This is a genomic window from Sphingobium quisquiliarum P25 (assembly GCF_000445065.1).
GTDB classification, from domain to species: Bacteria; Pseudomonadota; Alphaproteobacteria; order Sphingomonadales; family Sphingomonadaceae; genus Sphingobium; species Sphingobium quisquiliarum.
This window is the reverse complement of the sequence record NZ_ATHO01000150.1, coordinates 29125-49907: the sequence shown is the minus strand read 5'-3', so window position 1 is coordinate 49907 and position 20783 is coordinate 29125. Positions and strand designations below refer to the sequence as shown.

General features: G+C 64.2%; 18 protein-coding genes and 1 tRNA gene. 4 read left to right on the top strand and 15 right to left on the bottom strand.

Translation table 11 applies throughout. The features are described 5' to 3' along the window. Positions 1-2: 2 nt before the first annotated feature. The 7 genes from ychF to L288_RS38670 form a co-directional block, all read right to left on the bottom strand. Positions 3-1103 (bottom strand): redox-regulated ATPase YchF, encoded by a 1101-nt coding sequence (ychF, locus tag L288_RS38700; RefSeq protein WP_021239528.1) that lies wholly within the window; start codon positions 1101-1103, stop codon positions 3-5. A gap of 69 nt (positions 1104-1172) precedes the next feature. After that, positions 1173-1871 carry a DUF2490 domain-containing protein gene (locus L288_RS38695; RefSeq protein WP_021239527.1) on the bottom strand — a complete coding sequence of 233 codons (699 nt, stop codon included), beginning with the start codon at positions 1869-1871 and terminating at the stop codon, positions 1173-1175. Between the two features lie 63 nt (positions 1872-1934). Beyond that, a complete protein-coding gene (locus L288_RS38690) occupies positions 1935-3563 on the bottom strand; it encodes an alpha-D-glucose phosphate-specific phosphoglucomutase (RefSeq protein ID WP_031304787.1) in 1629 nt (542 codons plus the stop codon). Between the two features lie 142 nt (positions 3564-3705). Further along, positions 3706-4278 (bottom strand): aminoacyl-tRNA hydrolase, encoded by a 573-nt coding sequence (gene pth / locus L288_RS38685; protein WP_021239525.1) that lies wholly within the window; start codon positions 4276-4278, stop codon positions 3706-3708. A 141-nt stretch (positions 4279-4419) separates the two neighbouring features. After that, the gene (locus L288_RS38680; RefSeq protein ID WP_021239524.1) at positions 4420-5034 is read right to left on the bottom strand and encodes a 50S ribosomal protein L25/general stress protein Ctc; all 615 of its coding nucleotides are present in this window, start codon (positions 5032-5034) and stop codon (positions 4420-4422) included. Between the two features lie 114 nt (positions 5035-5148). Further along, complete coding sequence (locus tag L288_RS38675; RefSeq protein WP_031304786.1) at positions 5149-6033, bottom strand: TraB/GumN family protein; 885 nt, start codon at positions 6031-6033, stop codon at positions 5149-5151. Positions 6034-6035: 2 nt separating this feature from the next. Beyond that, complete coding sequence (locus tag L288_RS38670) at positions 6036-6950, bottom strand: TraB/GumN family protein (protein ID WP_031304784.1); 915 nt, start codon at positions 6948-6950, stop codon at positions 6036-6038. A gap of 164 nt (positions 6951-7114) precedes the next feature. Here L288_RS38670 and L288_RS38665 point away from each other — a divergent pair, with 164 nt between their 5' ends. The 3 genes from L288_RS38665 (at position 7115) to ppdK (ending at position 13119) form a co-directional block, all read left to right on the top strand. Then, entirely contained in the window at positions 7115-7987 is an 873-nt protein-coding gene (locus L288_RS38665; RefSeq protein ID WP_030540617.1) for a glycine--tRNA ligase subunit alpha, read from the top strand. 106 nt (positions 7988-8093) lie between these two features. Beyond that, the gene (gene glyS / locus L288_RS38660) at positions 8094-10274 is read left to right on the top strand and encodes a glycine--tRNA ligase subunit beta (RefSeq protein WP_021239520.1); all 2181 of its coding nucleotides are present in this window, start codon (positions 8094-8096) and stop codon (positions 10272-10274) included. Between the two features lie 145 nt (positions 10275-10419). Continuing rightward, positions 10420-13119 carry a pyruvate, phosphate dikinase gene (gene ppdK, locus L288_RS38655; protein ID WP_031304783.1) on the top strand — a complete coding sequence of 900 codons (2700 nt, stop codon included), beginning with the start codon at positions 10420-10422 and terminating at the stop codon, positions 13117-13119. A 50-nt stretch (positions 13120-13169) separates the two neighbouring features. Here ppdK and L288_RS38650 read toward each other — a convergent pair whose 3' ends face one another. After that, a complete protein-coding gene (locus L288_RS38650; RefSeq protein ID WP_021239518.1) occupies positions 13170-13616 on the bottom strand; it encodes a hypothetical protein in 447 nt (148 codons plus the stop codon). Positions 13617-13753: 137 nt separating this feature from the next. Here L288_RS38650 and L288_RS38645 point away from each other — a divergent pair. Next, positions 13754-13830, top strand: a tRNA-Arg gene (locus L288_RS38645). A 187-nt stretch (positions 13831-14017) separates the two neighbouring features. Here the strand turns inward: L288_RS38645 and L288_RS38640 are convergent. The 7 genes from L288_RS38640 to L288_RS38610 are packed head-to-tail and all read right to left on the bottom strand — an operon-like array spanning position 14018 to position 20767. Further along, positions 14018-15478, bottom strand: a complete 1461-nt coding sequence (locus L288_RS38640; RefSeq protein WP_021239517.1) for a cobyric acid synthase — start codon at positions 15476-15478, stop codon at positions 14018-14020. 53 nt (positions 15479-15531) lie between these two features. Then, positions 15532-15753 (bottom strand): hypothetical protein, encoded by a 222-nt coding sequence (locus tag L288_RS38635; protein ID WP_021239516.1) that lies wholly within the window; start codon positions 15751-15753, stop codon positions 15532-15534. Positions 15754-15778: 25 nt separating this feature from the next. Next, positions 15779-17038: an N-succinylarginine dihydrolase gene (locus L288_RS38630; protein ID WP_021239515.1), complete on the bottom strand. Its 1260-nt coding sequence runs from the start codon at positions 17036-17038 to the stop codon at positions 15779-15781. After that, positions 17035-18054 carry an arginine N-succinyltransferase gene (locus L288_RS38625; protein WP_021239514.1) on the bottom strand — a complete coding sequence of 340 codons (1020 nt, stop codon included), beginning with the start codon at positions 18052-18054 and terminating at the stop codon, positions 17035-17037. Before L288_RS38625 ends, L288_RS38630 begins: the two co-directional genes overlap by 4 nt. Continuing rightward, positions 18051-19277: a hydrolase gene (locus L288_RS38620; protein WP_021239513.1), complete on the bottom strand. Its 1227-nt coding sequence runs from the start codon at positions 19275-19277 to the stop codon at positions 18051-18053. Before L288_RS38620 ends, L288_RS38625 begins: the two co-directional genes overlap by 4 nt. 59 nt (positions 19278-19336) lie before the next feature. After that, entirely contained in the window at positions 19337-20236 is a 900-nt protein-coding gene (locus tag L288_RS38615; RefSeq protein ID WP_021239512.1) for a DUF481 domain-containing protein, read from the bottom strand. Between the two features lie 45 nt (positions 20237-20281). Continuing rightward, positions 20282-20767 (bottom strand): RNA pyrophosphohydrolase, encoded by a 486-nt coding sequence (locus tag L288_RS38610; RefSeq protein WP_021239511.1) that lies wholly within the window; start codon positions 20765-20767, stop codon positions 20282-20284. Positions 20768-20783 lie beyond the last annotated feature (16 nt).

The following is a 20783-nucleotide window of genomic DNA, read 5'->3' as shown; positions in this document are numbered from 1 at the left end:
GGTCAGACGTTGAAGCGGAACAGCATGATGTCGCCATCCTGCGTCACATAATCCTTGCCTTCCGACCGCCACTTGCCCGCTTCCTTGGCGCCAGCTTCGCCGTTGAACTGGACATAGTCGGCATAGGCCATGGTTTCGGCGCGGATGAAGCCCTTTTCGAAATCGGAATGGATCGCGCCCGCCGCCTGCGGGGCCTTCGACCCCTTGGTCACTGTCCAGGCGCGCGCTTCCTTGGGGCCTACGGTGAAGAAGGTGATGAGGCCAAGCAGTTCATAGCCCGCGCGGATGATGCGGGCGAGACCTGCTTCCTCAAGGCCCAGCGCTTCCAGATATTCCGCGCGTTCCTCGACCGGCATGGTGATAAGCTCGGCTTCGATCGCGGCGGAGACGATCACGGCCTTGGCCCCTTCGGCCGCCGCTTTCTCGAACACGCGCGCGGAATGGGCATTGCCCTGCGCCGCGCTGTCCTCTTCGACGTTGCAGACATAGAGGACGGGCTTGGCGGTCAGCAACTGGGCCTGGCGGAAGATGCGGTCTTCCTCGTCATCGCGGGGCTGGGTGAGGCGCGCGGGCTTGCCTTCGCGCAGCAGGTCCAGCGCCTGGCCCAGCACGGCGGCGGCGGCCTTCGCTTCCTTGTCGCCCTGCGCAGCCTTCTTGGCGAAGGCGGGAACGCGCTTTTCCAGGCTTTCAAGGTCGGCGAGCATCAATTCGGTCTCGACCGTCTCCGCATCGGCGATGGGATCGACCTTCCCCTCGACATGGGTGATGTCGTCATCCTCGAAACAGCGCAGAACATGGACGATGGCGTCCACTTCGCGGATATTCGCCAGGAACTGGTTGCCCAGCCCTTCGCCCTTCGACGCGCCGCGCACCAGCCCGGCAATGTCGACGAAGGCCAGTTGCGTTTCGATGATCTTGGCCGATCCGCCGATCTTCGCGATCGTTTGCAGCCGCTCGTCGGGCACGGCGACCTGGCCGACATTGGGCTCGATCGTGCAGAAGGGATAGTTCGCCGCCTGCGCCGCCTGCGTCTCCGTCAGTGCATTGAACAGGGTGGACTTGCCCACATTGGGAAGCCCGACGATACCGCAACGAAAACCCATGGAACTGCCTTCACGTCAGAATGATGGGCGCGCCGATAGCCTGTTCCGCGCGCGAAGGCCAGCCTGTGGTCAGCGGCGGAAGAAGAAGGTGACCGCCGCGACGTGGTTCATGCGGCTGGCGCCGCCGCCCTGATGCACATATTGGTTGAGGTAGCCGATTTCGGCGGTGGACTTGCCCATCAGCCCGATTTCCGCGCCCGCGAAGCTGCGCAGTTGTTCAAAGCCCGCCCTTTGTCCCCAATCCGTGCTGTTGAGCGCGGCGAAGCCTTCGGCATAGACCAGCGCGTTGACTGCATCGCTCCCCGGCTTCAGCGGCTTTTCATATCGCAGCATTTCCCGCAGCCGCCATCCCGTGCCGCCGCCGTCGGATCGCCAGCGCTGCTCCAGCCGCGTGCGCGTGGACAGCTCGCCCTGCCATGGCTTGCCGATGGTCCAGCTCACCTGCTGGAAGCTGCGTTCCTCATTGACGTCGCGGCCGTCCCGCACCGGCAGCATCACATGGGCATAGCCCTGATAGACTGACAGGCTGGGCGACAATTTCCATCCGATCGCGCCCCTGAGGATCGTCTGATCGATGCGCGACACGCCGTTGCCGATGCGCGGCTGGATCTCCGTGAAATAGAGCAGGTCCCCCGATACAGGCCCCATCGCCGTCAGGTTCAGCCAGACCTGCTCATCCTGCGTCGTGGCGGCATGGGCAGGCGGCCAAGCCAGCGAGATGAGGCCAAAGGCTGACGTCAGGGCGCGGACAAGTCGAAAGCTGGGCATGGCGGAGGGCTTAGATATCCGGCCTTGCCCCGCCATGTCCCGAAAGTAACTTTTCGTGACGGATCAGGTGATGACGCTGGGGCGGTCCATGCCGGTATAGCCTGCAATGTCCGCCACCTCCTGCGCCGCGCGCACCAGAGGCTCCAGCGCGTCCGCCGTCTGCATCCCCAGATCGCCGTCCGTGCCGACATAACGCTCGATATAGACGCGCAATGTCGCGCCCTCCGTGCCGGTGCCGGACAGGCGGAAGACGATGCGCGATCCATCCTCGAACAGCAGGCGGACGCCCTGATTGCGGCTGACGGACTGGTCAGTGGGGTCGGTATAGGCGAAATCGTCGGCGGCGCTGATGACGCCGCCGCTGTTCGCCGTTCCGGGGAGGCGGGGGATGCTGTCGCGCAATGCCGCCATCAGCGCATCGGCGCGATCCTTGGCGATCGCCTCATAATCATGGCGGGCATAATAGTTGCGGCCATAGGCCGCCCAATGACCGGCCATGATCTCCGCCACGCTCTGGCGGCGGGCGGCAAGGATGTTGAGCCATAGAAGGACCGCCCAGATGCCGTCCTTTTCCCGCACATGGTCCGATCCGGTTCCGGCGCTTTCCTCGCCGCAGATCGTCGCCATGCCAGCGTCGAGCAGATTGCCGAAGAATTTCCACCCCGTGGGCGTTTCATAAAGGGGGATGCCCAGCTTTTCCGCCACGCGGTCGGCAGCGCAGCTTGTCGGCATGGAGCGGGCGATGCCCTTGAGCCCGCTGGCATAGCCGGGCGCGAGATGCGCGTTGGCGGCAAGCACCGCCAGCGAATCCGAAGGCGTCACATAGCAATGCCGCCCGATGATGAGGTTGCGGTCGCCATCGCCATCGGAAGCCGCGCCGAAATCGGGCGCATCGGGGGCCATCATGCGGTCATATAATTCCCTGGCATGGACCAGGTTCGGATCGGGATGATGGTGGCCGAAGTCGGGCAGGGGGATGGCGTTGCGGACGGTCCCCTGCGGCGCGCCCAGGCGCTTTTCGAAAATCTCCACGGCATAGGGCCCGGTGACCGCGCTCATGGAATCGAAGGAGAGGGTGAAGCCTTCGTCCATCATCCGCCGGATGGCGGCGAAGTCGAACAGCGTTTCCATAAGCCCGGCATAGCCAGCGACCGGATCGACGACCTCCACGGTCATGTCACCAAGGCGGCTGGTCCCCAGTGTGTCGATGTCGACATCATCCGCCTCAAGGATGCGGTATGTGTCGATGGAGAGCGTGCGCGCATGGATCGCGTCAGTCACCTTTTCCGGCGCCGGCCCGCCATTGCCGACATTATATTTGATGCCGAAATCCTCGTCCGGCCCGCCCGGATTATGGCTCGCGGAAAGGACGAGGCCGCCGAAAGCGCCCGATGAACGGATGAGATGCGAAGCGGCGGGCGTCGACAAAATGCCGCCCTGTCCCACCAGCACGCGCCCGAAGCCGTTTGCCGCCGCCATCTTGAGCAGGATCTGGATGACTTCGCGGTTCAGGTAGCGTCCGTCGCCGCCCGCAACCAGCGTCTGGCCTTCAAAGCCGGTCAGGCTGTCGAACACCGACTGGATGAAATTTTCCGCATAATGAGGCTGCTGAAAGACCCGGACCTTTTTGCGAAGGCCGGACGTGCCCGGCTTCTGGTCGGTGAAAGGCGTCGTCGCAACGGTCTGGATCACCCGCATCCCCCTGGGAAAATGGAAAGTCGGGTTCCTCTATGGCCCGTCAATGCGACACTGGGCAATCCGCCATTTGCGCTTCACCGCAATGGCGCGCCGGGCAGCCGCTTATTGGGAGGGCTGCCCATGTGGACAGCGATGATCAGGAGTCCGCCAGCCGCAACGCGACCTCGTTCATGAAACGGGCATCATCTCCCTTGGCGAGCCATTCGGCTTCCGCGCCGATCGCGCCCAGCATATCGGCGAGCGCATCCATCTCGCTCTTGTGATAATTGCCCAGCACATAACCATGCACCCGGTCCTTGTGGCCGGGATGGCCGATGCCGATGCGCACCCGCCGGAAATCGGGGCCGATATGCGCGTCGGTAGACCTCAGGCCATTATGCCCCGCATTGCCGCCGCCGCGCTTCACCTTCACCTTCATGGGCGCGAGGTCCAGTTCGTCATGGAAAACGGTGACGTCCTGCGGCGTCAGCTTGTAGAAGCGCATGGCTTCGCCGATCGACCGGCCGCTTTCGTTCATGAAGGTGGCGGGTTTCAGAAGGATGATCTTTTCCGGCCCGATGCGGCCTTCCTGAACCCATCCCTGGAATTGCTTCCTGGGCGCGGAAAAGCGATGCATGTCCGCGATCAGGTCGGCCGCCATGAAGCCGACATTGTGCCGGTGCATCGCATATTGGGTGCCGGGGTTGCCCAGGCCCGCCCAGATTTGCATCCAACATCTCCAAACAAGCAAATCCCCGTCCGCTCTGAGCCTGCCGGAAGCGCCTTCCCCTTCACGTGAGGAAGAGGGAAGGCCTCGACAAGCTCAGCCCGAACGGGGGTGAGCGAACCGCGATAACGGCTGGCGTTAAGCTTATTCGCCTTCCGCCGGAGTTTCGTTGTCGCCTTCGGCGCTCTTGAGCGCGGACGGGGCAACGATGGTGGCGATGGTGAAGTCGCGATCCTCGATCGCCGTCTTCGCGCCCTTGGGCAGGGTGACGGAGCTGATGTGGATCGATTCGCCAACCTCGAAGCCCTTGAGGTCGACAACGACATCATCGGGGATCTCGGCCGCGTCGACGACCAGTTCGATCTCGTGACGGACGATGTTCAGCACGCCGCCCTTCTTGAGGCCGGGCGAAGCGTCTTCATTTTCGAAGCGCACCGGCACGTTGACGCTGACGGTGGCATGTTCCGAAACGCGCAGGAAATCGGCGTGCAGCGGACGATCGGTCACGGGATGGAAGGCAACATCCTTGGGCAGGGTGCGGACCTGCTTGCCGCCGACTTCGACCATGACGACCGAGTTGAAGAAGTGGCCGGTGCCGAGCAGCTTGTTGAGGAGCTTTTCCTCGACATGGATCGACTGCGGTTCTTCATTGTTACCATAGATGACGGCGGGAACGCGGCCCTCACGGCGGAGAGCGCGGGAGGCTCCCTTGCCTGCCCGATCGCGTGCCTCGGCCGACAGCGTAAGCTGCTCGCTCATTGCGTGTCTCCAAAAGCAGATTATCTCAAACTTCCCGCAACGCCTCCAGGGATGACCATCACGGGAAGGCGGCCCTGTAGCAGAAAGGCGGCGGAAGGCAAGGGTAGGAACGATTTATTGCACGCGCGTGACCCGGTAGCCCGCCTTCTGGAGCAAGGTGATCAGATTGTCCCGGCCGGTCAAATGCCCAGCGCCTACGGCTATGAAAGGCCGCCCCTTGAGCCCGCCCACCACCTTGACCCAGTCGCGATTGCGGTCGATCAGCACGGCTTGCTCCACCGCCGGGTCAGGCTGCTCGCCTGCGTGATCCTCGCGCGCGAGAGCCGCCATGTCGCCTGCCAGCCACGCCTTGAGGATGCGGCCGTAAAGCGCCTGCATGCCGTCAGCCTCGCGGACCGTCTGGAGCAGCAGGTGCCGCTGCGCCGTTTCGGGGAGGCCGTCGAACGCGCCGAACTGCCGCGCCACCGTTTCCAGTCCGCCGATCGGCTTGCCCGCATCCCTGAACAGCGCGATCAGCGCCGGTTCGACGCCATCGGCCCCGCTGACGTGCAGCGGCTGCTGCGCGGCGGCGGACAGCAGCATGGCCGCGGCCCAGCTTTCATAGCCGGACAGCATTTGCAGGCTGGTCCCGCTCTGCTGGACGAGGCTCTGCAATTCGTCCCGCTCCCCGGCGGGCAGGCGCGTTTCCAGCGGCGGCAGATTGGGGCTGCGGCCCAGTTTCTCGAAGGCGGCGGTGGTCAGCGCCTGATCCTGAATCTCGGCGGTTTCCAGCACCAGCCGGTCCGCTTGCTCCAAGGCGCGATCGATCGTGGCCGTGCGCCAGGCGACGTTGCGGGGCAGCACATGGATCGTGCCGAACAGCCATCCGTCCAGCGCCTTGCCCTCGATACGCCAAAGGGCAGGGCCGCCCTGCGCCGGGGGGGCAGGCGGCTCCTTCCCGCAGGCCGCAACCAGCAGCAGCGCGCAAAGGCCCAGCCATCGCGCCAGAATGGACAGCAGATTCACTGGGCGACCCTGGCCGATGCTATGCCAAGCACTTTCAGTTGATCCTGCACGCTGCCCTTGCCCGCCAGATGGCCTGCGCCCACGGCCATGAACACCGTCCCCGGCCTCGCCAGCCGGTCCCGCACCCAGCGCGCCCAATTGGCGTTGCGCTGTATCAGCAGCACTTGCGCCAGTTCCGGCGTCGCTTCCAGCGACTCGTTCATTTCCTCTGCCAGCCGTTCGGGATCGCCCTGCTGCCAATGGCCGATCAGCCGCGCGAATTCGCTGTCCATGCCGGGCAAGCCGTCGATGGTGGCCTCCAGGAATTTCAACTGCTGCTCCATCGGCAGGCCAGCAAAATAGCCAAGCTGCCGTTCCACCGTTTCCAGGGCGCCGACTTTCTTGCCAGCGGCCCTGGCGGCGGCGGTCAGCGTCTTTTCCGCGCCAAGGTCGGCGCGATAGCCCAGCTTCTCCAGCGGCTGCACCGACAGGGCCATGCCCGCCATCCAAGGATTGAAGGCTTCGAACATCTGCCAGGGCAGCCCGTTCGCGGTCATCGCCTCCTGATAACGCTGCCTCGCTTCGGGGCTGAGGCGGCTCGACAGGGTGACGCCATCCCTGGCCATCGCCGCATGGGCCATCGCCGCCGCCATCGCTTGCGGGTCGCTGGGCTCCTCAATCTCCAGCACCAGTTCGTCCGACCCGTCGAAAGCGCGCTTGACCCCGCCATCGAACCAGTTGACGCCGGGTTTCAGCACATGGACGGTGCCGAACAGATAGATGGTCGTGTCTTCGTCACTGACGCGCCACAGCGCAGGGCGCACGAGGCTGCTCTGCGCCACGGCGGGGCGGGCGGTGACGGATTGCTCCTGGGCGCAGCCGCTCAGCAGCAACAGGCCAGCAGTCAGGAAGCGCGGGAGGGGCCATTTCATCGTGATGCCGGTTCCATCCAAAGTGTTTGCCAGCATCCATGCGGGGCAGGGGCGTTCAGGGCAAGCGGATTAACCGCCTTCATCGCCCGCTTTTCCTTGACCGTTTCGCCCTGCTGCGCCAATGCGCGCGCGATCAATATAGTCATTTTCGCAAGGGACCGTCCGTGGCGACAGGCAAGCCGCTCTCCTTTCAGGACCTGATCCTGACCCTGCACGCCTATTGGGGCCGCCAAGGCTGCGTCATCCTGCAACCCTATGACATGGAAGTCGGCGCGGGCACCTTTCACCCCGCCACCACCTTGCGCAGCCTTGGCCCCGACGCCTGGAACGCCGCCTATGTGCAGCCCAGCCGCCGCCCCACCGATGGCCGCTACGGCGAAAATCCCAATAGGCTCCAGCATTATTACCAATATCAGGTGATCATGAAGCCGTCCCCGGCGAACCTCCAGGAACTTTATCTGGGGTCGCTGGCGGAAATCGGCATCGACCCGCTGGTCCATGACATCCGCTTTGTGGAGGATGACTGGGAAAGCCCGACGCTGGGCGCGTGGGGCCTCGGCTGGGAAGTGTGGTGCGACGGCATGGAAGTCACGCAGTTCACCTATTTCCAGCAGATGGGCGGGTTCGACTGCAAGCCCGTCGCGGGCGAACTCACCTACGGCCTCGAACGCCTCGCCATGTATATTCAGGGCGTGGACAGCGTCTATGACCTGAAATTCAACGACGCCGGTGTCACCTATGGCGACGTCTTCCTGGCCAATGAGCAGCAGATGTCGAAATGGAATTTCGAGATCGCCGACACGGAAAAGCTGTTCCGCTGGTTCAGGGACGCGGAAGCCGAATGCAAGGCGTCGCTGGAGGCGGGCGTCCCGCTCGCCGCCTATGACCAGGCGATCAAGGCGAGCCATGTCTTCAACCTGCTCCAGGCGCGCGGCGTCATCTCGGTACAGGAACGCGCCAGCTATATCGGCCGGGTGCGCGACCTCGCCAAGGGCGCGTGTGAGAAATGGATGGAAGTGAACGGGTGGGCGGCGTGATGGGGCGTCTCAACAGCCGTTCGTGTCGAGCGAAGTCGAGACACGCTCGCACGACCTGCCCATCACGTCTCTCGACTTCGCTCGAGACGAACGGAAGATTTGAAGCATGACCGACTTCCTCCTCGAACTGCGCTGCGAAGAAATCCCCGCGCGCATGCAGGTCAAAGCGTCGGAAGACCTCGACCGCCTCTTCACCGAGGAACTGGCGAAGGCTGGCCTCAAGCCGGAGAGCATCGACAGCTTCGTCACGCCGCGCCGCCTTGCCCTGATCGCGCGCAACCTTCCGCTGGAAACCGCTGCCGTCAGCGAGGAGTTCAAAGGCCCGCGCACCTCCGCGCCCGCGCAGGCGCTCGAAGGCTTCCTGCGCAAGACCGGCCTTACTCAGAACCAGCTTGAAGACCGCGATGGAATATGGTTCGCCACCGTTAACAAGCCCGGCCGGGCTACTGCGGAAGTCCTTGCCGAAGCTGTCCCTGCCGTTGTCCGCGCCTTCCCCTGGCCCAAGTCCATGCGCTGGGGCGCCGCCTCGCAGACCACCGAGAGCCTTCGCTGGGTCCGCCCGCTCCAGGGCATCGTCGCCATCCTTGGCGAGGAACTGGTGGACATCGAGATAGAAGGCATCCGCAGCGGTTATGCGACGCTCGGCCACCGTTTCCACCATCCCGGCGAGATCACGATCGGCGGCGCGCATGACTATGCCGAAAAGCTGCGCGCCTGCCATGTGATCGTCAGCCATCAGGAACGCCAGGCGATCGTCGAGGCGAAGGCCGCCGAAGCCGCCGCCGCGAAGGGTTACGCCGTCATCGAGGACAAGGGCCTCGTCGCGGAGAATGCCGGGCTCACCGAATGGCCCGTTCCGCTGCTCGGCGATTTCGATCCAGCTTTCCTTGAGGTTCCGCCTGAGGTCATCCAGCTAACCCTTCGGATAAACCAGAAATATTTCGTCCTGCGCGATGCGTCGGGCAAGCTCGCGCCCGCCTTCATCTGCACCGCCAATATCGAGGCGAAGGATGGCGGCGAAGCGATCATAGCAGGCAATCGCAAGGTCCTCGCCGCGCGCCTCTCCGACGCACGATTCTTCTGGGAGCAGGATCGCAGGACCAAGCTCGCGGACCATGCCAGGAAACTGGAACGCATCACCTTCCACGAAAAGCTCGGCACCGTCGCCGACAAGGTGGAGCGTGTGGCCAAGCTCGCCCGCTGGCTGGTGGAAGAAGGCATCGTCACTGGCGACGCGCTCCCCTCCGTCCGTGTCGAGCATAGTCCGGACACGGTTAGCGCATCCGATGGTCTCTCGACCCTTCGACAAGGCTCAGGACAGGCTTCGCTCGAAACGAACGGCTCTCTTGCCGACCTGGCCGAACAGGCCGCCCGCCTCGCCAAGGCCGATCTCGTCACCGAGATGGTCGGAGAGTTCCCCGAACTTCAAGGCGTTATGGGCGGATATTACGCCCGTGCCGAAGGTCTGCCCGACGCAGTGGCCGATGCGATCCGCGATCATTACAAACCGGTAGGGCAGGGCGATGACGTTCCGGCCGCGCCGGTGACGGTTGCGGTGGCGCTTGCTGACAAGCTGGACACGCTGCGCTCCTTTTTCGGCATCGATGAAAAGCCCACTGGCTCGCGTGATCCTTTCGCGCTGCGCCGGGCTGCGCTTGGCGTCATCCAGATCGTGACCGCCAATAATCTGCGGATGGCTGTCGCTGAGGGCGATCTCCTCGACTTCTTCGCCGACCGCCTTAAGGTCCAGCAGAAGGAGGCTGGCGTCCGTCACGATCTCATCGACGCCGTGTTCGCGCTGGGGGGCGAGGACGACCTCGTCCGCCTGCTCGCCCGCGTGAAAGCGCTCCAATCCTTCATCGCGACCGATGATGGCACGAACCTGCTCGCCGGGTACAAGCGCGCGGCTAACATCTTGAAGAAGGAAGAACCTGCGTCCGTTCGTGTCGAGCGTAGTCGAGACACGGATAGCGCAGCCGATGGTTCTTCGACTGCGCTGGGAACGAACGAAGGCTCCAGCCTCCCCTACACCCCCGAACCCGCCGAAGCGGACCTCATCGCCGCGCTCGACACCGCCGAACCCCGCGCCACCGCAGCCGTGCTGGCGGAGGATTTCGAAGGCGCGATGGCGGCGCTTGCGACTCTCCGCGCCCCGATCGACGCTTTCTTCGACAAGGTCACGGTCAATGACGCGGACCCGGCCAAGCGCGCCGCTCGTCTGGCGCTACTTGCGCGGGTGCGGGATGCCGTTCACGCCGTGGCCGATTTCTCGAAAATTGCGGGTTAGCGCCGGAATATATCCGCCGGCCGGGAAAAACCGGTGAACTAGAAACGCAATCATCGTAAAAGCGGGTGCTTTCGCCGCCCGCCAGTTGTTAGTATATTGTTGCATCGCACAAACACACGGCAATCAGTGCAGGAGAGCCGCGACTATGTTGACAAGGGAAGAGGCCAGCATGAGCACCACGCAGACACGCTATGTCTATCGCTTCGGCGGCGGGGTCGATGACGGCGGCAAGGGTGACAAGAATCTGCTGGGCGGCAAGGGCGCCAATCTGGACGGCATGGCCGCCATCGGCCTGCCCGTTCCTCCGGGCTTCACCATCACGACCGAAATGTGCACCCGCTATTATGAGGATGGCGGCGTCTTCCCCGAAAGCCTGAAGGCGGAAGTCGCCAGCGGCATTGCCCATATCGAAGGCGTGACGGGCAAGAAGTTCGGCGATGCGGCCGACCCGCTGCTGGTTTCGGTCCGCTCCGGCGCGCGTATCTCCATGCCCGGCATGATGGACACGGTCCTCAACCTCGGCCTCAATGACGAAACCGTCCTCGGCCTCGCCGTCGCGAGCGGTGACGAGCGTTTCGCCTGGGACAGCTATCGCCGCTTCATCCAGATGTATTCGGACGTGGTGCTGGAACTCGACCATGGCGCGTTCGAGGAAGCCCTTGAAATCGCCAAGGAAGATCAGGGCTATACGCTCGACACGGAAATGACCGCCGACGATTGGAAGGCGCTCGTATCTGAATATAAGTCCCTTGTTTCAAAGCTTTGGAACAAGCCTTTCCCGCAAGATGTGAACGATCAGCTCTGGGGGGCGATCAGCGCCGTATTCGGTAGCTGGCAGGCCGATCGCGCCAAGGTCTATCGCCGTCTGAACTCCATCCCGCATGATTGGGGCACCGCCGTCAATGTGCAGGCGATGGTCTTCGGCAATATGGGCGATACCTCGGCCACGGGCGTGGCGTTCACTCGTGATCCAGCCACCGGCGAGAACGCCTATTATGGCGAATATCTGATCAACGCCCAGGGCGAGGATGTCGTCGCGGGCATCCGCACGCCGCAGTACCTGACCAAGCAGGCGCGCGAACGGGCAGGGGCCAAGCCGCTGTCGATGGAAGAAGCGATGCCGGAAACCTACGCCGAACTGGCGCGGGTCTTCCAGATCCTCGAAACCCATTATCGCGACATGCAGGACATCGAGTTCACGGTGCAGCAGGGCAAGCTCTGGATGCTCCAGACCCGTTCCGGCAAGCGCACCGCGAAGGCCGCGCTCAAGATCGCCGTCGATATGGCGAACGAGGGCCTGATCAGCGAGGAGGAAGCCGTCGCCCGTGTCGATCCCGCCGCGCTCGACCAGCTCCTGCATCCCACGCTCGATCCCAAGGCGCCGCGCGATGTGCTGACCAAGGGGCTTCCCGCCTCGCCGGGCGCGGCTTCGGGCGCGATCGTGTTCGACGCCGATACTGCCGAACGCCGCAATGAGCTGGGCGAGTCCGTGATTCTCGTCCGTGTCGAAACCAGCCCGGAAGATATTCACGGCATGCACGCGGCCAAGGGCATCCTGACCGCGCGCGGCGGCATGACGTCACACGCCGCCGTTGTGGCGCGCGGCATGGGCCGCCCCTGCGTTTCCGGCGCGGGCAGCCTGTCGATCGATAATGCCGCGAAGACGCTGCGCATCGAAGGCCGCACGCTCAAGGAAGGCGACATCCTCACCATCGACGGTTCGACCGGCGAAGTGATGGCGGGCGAAGTGCCGACCGTGCAGCCTGAACTGGCGGGCGACTTCGGCACGCTGATGGGCTGGGCTGACAAGGTCCGCCGCCTCAAGGTTCGCGCAAACGCCGAAACCCCGCTCGACTGCCAGACAGCGCGCGATTTCGGCGCGGAGGGCGTGGGTCTGTGCCGCACCGAACATATGTTCTTCGACGCGGCCCGCATCACCGCTGTCCGCGAAATGATCCTCGCGGATTCGGAAAAGGGCCGCCGCGCCGCGCTTGAGAAGCTGCTGCCCGAGCAGCGCGACGACTTTGCGCAGATCTTCATGGTGATGGCGGGCCTGCCCGTCACCATTCGCCTGCTCGATCCGCCGCTGCACGAGTTCCTTCCCCATGGAGAGGCGGAGTTCGAGGAAGTGGCCAAGGCCGCGGGCGTCGGCGTGGACGCGCTCAAGCGCCGCGCTGCCGAACTGCATGAATTCAACCCGATGCTCGGCCATCGCGGTTGCCGCCTCGGCGTCACCTACCCCGAAATCTACGAGATGCAGGCGCGCGCGATCTTCGAAGCCGCGCTCCTCATCAAGCAGCGTTCGGGCGAGGCGCCGATCCCGGAAATCATGATCCCGCTCGTCGCCACCAAAAAGGAACTGGAGCTGATGAAGGCGATCGTCGATCGCGTCGCCAGCGAAGTCTTTGCGGAACAGGGCGCGACCGTCGATTATCTGGTCGGCACCATGATCGAACTGCCGCGCGCTGCGCTCAAGGCGGGCGAGATCGCCGAAGTGGGCGAATTCTTTTCCTTCGGCACCAACGACCTGACGCAGACCACCATCGGCATCAGCCGTGACGACGCCGGGCGCTTCCTGACGCAATATGTGGACAAGGGTATCTTCGCCCGCGATCCGTTCGTCAGTATCGATGTGGAGGGCGTGGGACAGCTCATCGAACTGGCCGCCGAACGTGGCCGCACGACCCGTCCGGGGATCAAGCTCGGCATCTGCGGCGAACATGGCGGCGATCCCGCCTCGATCGCCTTTTGCGAGGCTACGGGCCTGGATTATGTCTCGGCCTCGCCATACCGCGTTCCCATCGCCCGCCTCGCTGCCGCCCAGGCTGCGCTGGCCAAGAAATAGCGCTCATCCCCTGACCTCTCCCGCTGCGGGTGGGGTCAGGGGAGGCCCTGTCACCGCGTTTCTATATACCGCCGCTCATGCTCGCGGACCTTGCCGGTTTCGAGCAGCCGCGCCTGTGTGCGCCATTCCTCGCGCGCGATGACGCCAGGTTCGCGGCCCAGCCGCGCTTCCAGCGTCGCCTGCTGCTCATCCGTCATCGCGCCGATCTGCGCGTAGCTGTGATAGCCTGCCTCGTTCAGCGCCGCCGCGTCCCCGGCCGAAATTCCCCTGATCCGGGTCAGGTCGTCCTGCGTCCGTGCACCGTCAGCCCGGACAGCCGAGGGCGCAGCGGTGGCTGCGACATGGGCGTCACGGTCCTTGATCGTCTGCCGGTGGGCCAACTGCTCATCGCGCCAGAGCCGCTTATATTTGCCCCGGCCGCTCATCATCAGGCCCAGGACAAGCCCGATAAGCAGCGCGATGAGGAGCAGTGCAATCTCGTTCAAGGTGAAAGCCATTCCGGGCCTCCTTTCCTCCGCGAAACGAGCGGCACGGCGTAAAGTTGCCCTGTCCGGCCCGCTGCGGCACTGCCGTAAAAAAAGTGAAAAAGGGGGTTGCCCAATCATCCGCCCCCCTCTATCTGCCGCTCCACAACGCGCCCGTAGCTCAGCTGGATAGAGCATCAGACTACGAATCTGAGGGTCGGACGTTCGAATCGTTCCGGGCGCGCCATTTTCTTTTCTCAAGAAAATCAGCAGCTTGATCTTGGATGTTGATGAGGCTTCCAAGCTGATGCGTTGTGCCTTGGGCGGGGGCTTATGGCTTTCCGCGTGCTCGCTTCATTAAGGGAAATGAGGCGAGGTTCTCGGCCTGGCCTTGGCTGACAGGCTACAGCGCGCTGCGTTGACGAGAACCAGCCTCAACTCATTCCATCCCGCGCCAGTGTAACCATCGCGTCGATGTCGACATGCTTCTCCAGTTCTCTGGCGATCTCGTCGAGCGCATCTTCGATCGAAACAGCATAGTCCAAGAAGGACGAACCTGATCCCAGCCTGTCCATGACTGCCGCGCGCAGCCCGGTGCTGGTGAACAGGCCGTGGACATAGGTGCCCCATATCAGGCCATCAGCGCTGATCGCCCCGTCCGAGCGCATTTCGTCGAGCATCGCGAAGGGCCGGGCACAGCCGGGGCCGGCACTTGTCCCGACATGCATTTCATAGCCGGAGAAGGATTGGCCGAACGCTATGCCTTCCACCCGTTCCAGCGCCTTGCTGCCGGTCAGCCGCGTCTCCATGTCGAGCAGCCCCAGGCCTTCGACTGAACCCGGCGGCCCTTCCATGCCGTCCGGGTCGGCGATGCGGCGGCCCAGCATCTGGTAGCCGCCGCAAATGCCCAGCACCGGCTTTCCCTGCCTGTGATGCGCACGGATATCCACATCCCAGCCCTGCGAGCGCAGCGCATGCATGTCGGCGATGGTCGCCTTTGATCCGGGCAGCACGATCAGCGCAGCTTCCGCCGGGATAGGCCGACCGGGCGGCACCATGACGAGGTCCACGGCCGGTTCCAGCTTGAAAGGGTCCAGATCATCGAAATTGGCGATGCGCGGAAGGATGGGGCAGGCGATCATCACCTGATCGCCCTTGCGCGCCCTGGAGCGTTCCAGCACCACCGCATCCTCGCTGGGCAGGCGCGCCGTGGCGCTGAGCCAGGGGACGACGCCAAAGCCGCGCCAGCCCGTCAGCCGCTCGATCTGGCGGTAGCCGTCTTCGAACAGGGCGGGATCGCCGCGAAACTTGTTGATCAGGAAGCCGCGGATCATGGCCGCGTCCTGCGGGTCGATCACCGCCCGCGTTCCGGCGAGCGCCGCGATCACGCCGCCCCGGTCTATGTCCCCCACAAGGATCACCGGCACATTGGCGGCGCGCGCAAAGCCCATATTGGCGATGTCGCCTGCGCGCAGATTGATTTCCGCAGGCGATCCCGCGCCCTCCACGACCACCATGTCGCATTGAGCCTTCAGCCGCCGATAGCTTTCCAGAACGGCGTCGAGCAGTTGTCCCCGCGCGGTCCTGAAATTGCCAGCGCCCAAGGCGCCGCGCACCTTTCCATGGACCACCAGCTGCGACGTGCGGTCGGCCTGGGGTTTCAGGAGGACAGGATTCATGTCTGTATGCGGTGGCACGCCTGCGGCAATGGCCTGTAGCGCCTGTGCCCGGCCGATCTCTCCGCCATCCATGGTGACGGCGGCGTTGTTCGACATATTCTGCGGCTTGAACGGGCGGACGCTGTAACCGCGCCGGGTGAGGGCGCGGCAAAGCCCTGCGACCAGCACGGACTTGCCGACATCGGACCCTGTTCCCTGAAGCATGATCGCGCTCATGCGCCGCTCCTGCATGCGGGGCAGGCCGGGGTCAACAGGTCAGGCGGACAGGATCAGGCGGAATAGCGCCGCTGATATTCCACTGCGTCCAATATCTTGCCGCCAGCCATGAAGACCGCGCCGGTGCAGGCAAGCGCCAGCAGATGGCCGCCGGTGCCGGGATATTGCTGCATATAGACGGCGCCCCGCTCGGTGGCGCCGAGCGCAAGGGCATAGATGACGAGAAACGCCTCGAACTTGGTCTTGATCGTGAAGAGGCGTTTGATCCGGTCCATACCGCCATGCTCTGGGAATATCGTATCAAGGCATGAGGTCGCCCGAAAGTTGCAAATGGTCAACCAGCGTTAACCACGATTGTTCAATCCGCGCGATAAGGCGGGTGTCGGCCAGGTCCCCTGGCGCGATTTCCTCCGGCCAATATTGATCGACAATGGCCGCGATCTGATCCAGCTTTGCCTCGTTCACCAGAAAGCGCGGGTCGATATTCGCCGGGTCGGCCACGACGCGCAGGCGCAGGCAGGCCGGGCCGCCGCCATTGGCCATGGACTGGCGCACATCCACGGGGATGAGGCGGCGGATGGGGCCGTTGCCCGCCAAGAGATGTTGCAGCCAGTTCCACACGGCGGGGATCGCCTGCGCCTCTGTCGGCAGGATCAGCGCCATGCCCCCTTCGGGCAGCGTCACAAGCTGAGCGTTGAAGAGGTAGCTGCGAATGGCGTCGTTAAGGCTGATCGCACTGCTGGGCACCTCGATGATCTGCACTGAAGGAAGGAGGTCGCGAAGCTGCGCATAGAAGCGATCCTTGTCCGCAAAGGCAAGCTCATGCGCGAACAGCAGATTTTCATTGGCGACGGCGACGACGTCATTGTGGAAAGCCCCCGCCGCGATCGCCTGATCCGATTGCTGGACGAACAGGGTCTTTGCGGGATCGAGGCGGTGGAGGCGGGCGACGGCCTTGCTGGCTTCCAGATGCTGGCGGGCAGGGAAGGGCGCGCCGGACTCGCCGTGGACGAATATTTCCACGCCGGGCGCATCATGGCTGTCGCAAAGGCGCATATGGTTGGCCGCGCCTTCATCGCCGAACGGTGCCGGGATGGGCATGTGCACGGCAAAGGCGTTCTGATCGGAAAAGGCGATGCGCAACTGCGTCAGCGTCTGCGGCCATTCATGGCTGCGATGCGGCATGGTGACCAGATTGGCGACGGTCAGGTGGGTTCGTCCATCCGCCGTATCCGCCGCTGGCGAGACGGTCGCCGCATTGGCCGCCCACATGGATGAAGCCGACATGGCGGCGGCGCGAATGTGCGGTTCGGCATCGCCAATGCCGGTGCCCAGCGCCGCCAGCCATCGCCCATCAGGCCGCCACTGTGGCAGGAATATGCCCTGGCTCAGGCCCAGGCGGTTATTCGTCCGCATCTTCTCAATGCCTTGCAGCGCGGCGGCGCGCGGTTGCGACACCTGCCCGGCATTGCTGGTGGAGGCGAGATTGCCGACGCTCAGCCCCGCATAATTGTGGCTGGGGCCGATCAGCCCGTCAAAGTTGATCTCCCTGACGCTCATGTCCGCGCCGCCATGGTGAAGGTATCGCCCGGTTCGATCCCCAATATCGCGGCGCTGGCCCGGTCCAGCGATACCGATCCATCCTCGTCCTGATCGATGAAGCCATAGGCGCAGCGATAGCTGCCCAGCCGCCCGGCCGCGACCAGCATCTTCTTCCCCCCTTCGGAATGGATGGCGGATAGAGCGACGTCTTGCGCATCGGCCACGGTGCGGAGCGAATTGGTCTGCCCGACCATGGTCGGCCCTCCATCGAAAATGTCGATATAGCCGGGGGAGGTGAAGCCTTCGGTTTCCAGCATGCGCATCGCCGCGCGGCCGTTGGGATGGGGCAGGCCGATGACGGCGCGCGCGGTGTCGCTCAGCATGGCGGTATAGATGGGCGTCTTGGGCATCAGGTCGGCGATGAACTGGTTGCCATGGACGGCATTGAATTCGTCTGCTTCCTGAAAGCTCATGCCGAAGAAGCGCCCGGCCAGCCCGTCCCAGAAAGGCGATCCGCCCGCTTCGTCAATGACGCCGCGCAGTTCGGCGATGACACGGTCGCCGAAGCGGGATCGATGGTTGCGAATGTAGAGATAGCGGCTGCGCGCCAGCAGCAGGCCCAGCCCCTCGGCACGCTCGCGCGGATGCAGGAACAGGCCGCCCACCTCCGTCGCGCCCTCCAGGTCAGTGACCAGCGACAGCATTTCGGCGCGGAAGGTGCGCGACAGTTCGCGGCTGTGCTGGGTCAGCACCCCCAGCCGATAGGAGTAGAAGGGCCAGTTCCGTCCGACCACCGCATGAATCTGGCAGGTCCCGCGAACCTGACCCGTCGCGCCATTTTCCAGCACCATGACGATCAGTTCATCCTCCAGCCCCTCGCTTTGGCGGGCGAGCGCCTGGCCGGTCCGCTCCAGCTTGGCCGCCAGCGCCCCCCGGTCCGCGGGCAGGTTGGTGAAGCCGCCGCCGGTCAGCTTCGCCATTTCGTACAAAGTCTGCAAATCGTCCGCGCGCGCCGGGCGCATGAAAAAGCTCAAACCATGCCTCCTGCTGGGGAAAAGCGTCCCTGCGCCATGCGGAGGAGGGCGAGCGCGGAAAGCTGCGCCCGTTCGGCAAGGCTGGGGACGATCAGATATTCGGCGTCACTGTGGATATCGCCGCCACGCACGCCCATCGTATCCACCACCGGCACCCCGCAGGCGGCGATATTGTTGCCGTCGCACACGCCGCCCGTGTCGCGCCAGCCGACTGGCAGGCCCAGTTCGGCGCCGCAGTCGCGCACGAAGGCGAACAGGCTGGCCGCGCGCGCATCCATCGGCCTGGGCGGACGGCCAAAGCCGCCATGGATGTGGATCGACAGGTCGTGATCGCGCGCCACGGCTTCGGCAAGGCTTGCTATGGCGGCGCGGGCCTGCTGCTCCCCTTCCAGGCTGCGAGGGCGGAAATTGACCCGCAGGACCGCGTGATCGGGAACCACATTGTTGGGCGACCCTCCATCGATCCGCGCTGGATTGCAGGTGAAGCCGGGGCCGCTGGCCGCCTTCAGCCGCAGCGCCAGATCGGCGGCCGCCAGCAGGGCGTTGCGTCCTTCCTCCGGGTTACGGCCCGCATGCGCGCTTCGCCCCGTCACGATGAAGGAGAAATTGCCGCTGCCGGCCCGCGCTCCCGCCAGCGTGCCGTCGGGAAGGCAGGGCTCATAGGTCAGCGCCGCCAGCTTTCCCCGTGCGCTGTCACGGATAAGGGCGGCGGAGGAGGGGCTTCCCACCTCCTCATCGCTGTTGATCACCACCTCATAGCCGACCCGCGATGCTTCACCGGACGTTTCGAATGCCTGGAGCGCGGCGAGCATCACGGCCAGCCCGCCCTTCATGTCCGCCACGCCGGGACCGTTCAGCCGCTCCTCATCGATCCAGCGGATCGACTGGAAGCTGTGACCAGCGGGAAAAACCGTGTCCATATGCCCGGTCAGCAGCAAGCGGACAGGCGCATCCGGCCGTACCGACAGATGGAGGTGCCTGCCATGCGGGACCTGCTCGGTCCGCCCATCGGCAGCAATGGCGTCGACCGGATCGGCATCCACCAGCCTGATCTCGCCCGGCAGCGCGGCGAAGCTGTCCGCCAGCATGGCCGCCGTGGCGGCAAGGCCATCCAGATTGCGCGACCCGCTGTTCACGGTCGCCCAGCGCTGCACCAGCGCCAGCATGGGGAAGGCTGCGGCGCGGTCCAGAAGATCACGATCGGAGGACGAAAGGCCCTTCATCCCAGAAGCCTATCAGAGGCCGGGCCGCGCCTCCACCCCTCCCCGGACGTTGCTCTGCCCTAGAAGTCGTAGGTCAGCGTCAGGCGGCTCAGCGTATCGAAGTCCCGCGCCGACAACAGCGTTTCCGATTCATATTGCACATTATAGGACAGGGCGGCGGACCAGCGCGTGGCCACCTTTGTTTCGATCGAGGTCAGCGAATTGAGCGTATAGACGTCGCTTTCGGCATAGCCCGACGCCAGTTGCTTCAACGTAAGGCCGGGAGCCAGCCGCCAGACGAGGTCCATCGATCCGCGAGCGCCCAGCTTGGTTTCCCGCTCACCGCTGATATATTTGGCGTGGCGGACCGATGGGCCCATGTCCACGGACAGGTCCAGCGGGGTGCTGAGGATGAGTTTGTAACCGATGCCCGCCGACGCGGTATAGCGCTCGTCATAGCCGATCGACGTGTCCCGCTCGAACTGCGCCAGCCCATAGGAAAAGCCGCGCGAATTGAACTCGTATCGGGGTTCGTAGCTCGCCGTGTAGCGCTCGCGGGAGGTTACGCCATTGGCCCGGCGGTAATCGGCGCTGGCGCTCAGCTTGTGCGACCACTGGATGCCGGTGCGCTTGAGCGACAGATTGCCGCTGAGCCCGATTTCGCTGGTGGAGCCGGTGGACCGGAATCCTCCCGCCTCCACCCTGCCGGTCCAAAGCTCCGAAAAGCGCGCCTCGCGGATGATCGTGTCATGCGTCGCCTTGGTCCGGTCCTTCCAGCTGTTGACCAGGCGCTGGATTTCCTCGGCCGAAGCGGGGTTGGTCTGCTTGGCGATCTTGGCAACGGTCGCGATCTCGCTCTCATTCCCGTTGGCGATCGCTGCTTCCAGCATCTCCCGCACGGAAGACGGCAGCAATGGCGGAGCGTCCGCCCATGCCGGGAAGGGAATGAGCAGCAAGAGAAAAGCGAGATAGCGGTGCATGACGCATGTGACGTAGCCCAGGAGGCCCGCCGAATTAACCCTTTTTCAGATCAAGGTCCTGAATTCCTGTAGAATATCCCGGTACAGCTTGCGCTTGAACGGCACGATGATGTCGGGCAGCGTTTCGGGATCGACCCATTTCCAGTCGCGGAATTCAGGATGCTCCGTCTGGATGTTGATGTCCGCGTCACTCGCCAGAAAACGGGCGAGGAACCATATCTGCCGCTGGCCGCGATAGGCGCCGCCCCAAAGCTTGCCCATCAACTCTGGCGGCAGGTCGTAGAAATGTTCGTCCCTTGCCTTGGCGATGATTTCGACATGGTCGTGGCTGATGCCCGTTTCCTCGCCAAGCTCGCGCAGCGCGGCGGCCTTGACGTCTTCGCCTTCATCGATGCCGCCTTGCGGCATCTGCCAGGCTTCGACCTTGTTATCGAGGCGCTGGCCAACGAAAACCTTGCCATCCATGTTGACCAGCATCACCCCGACGCACGGCCTGTATCCCATTTCCGAATCATTTGGCATCGACGCCATGACGTCCCCTGATCAT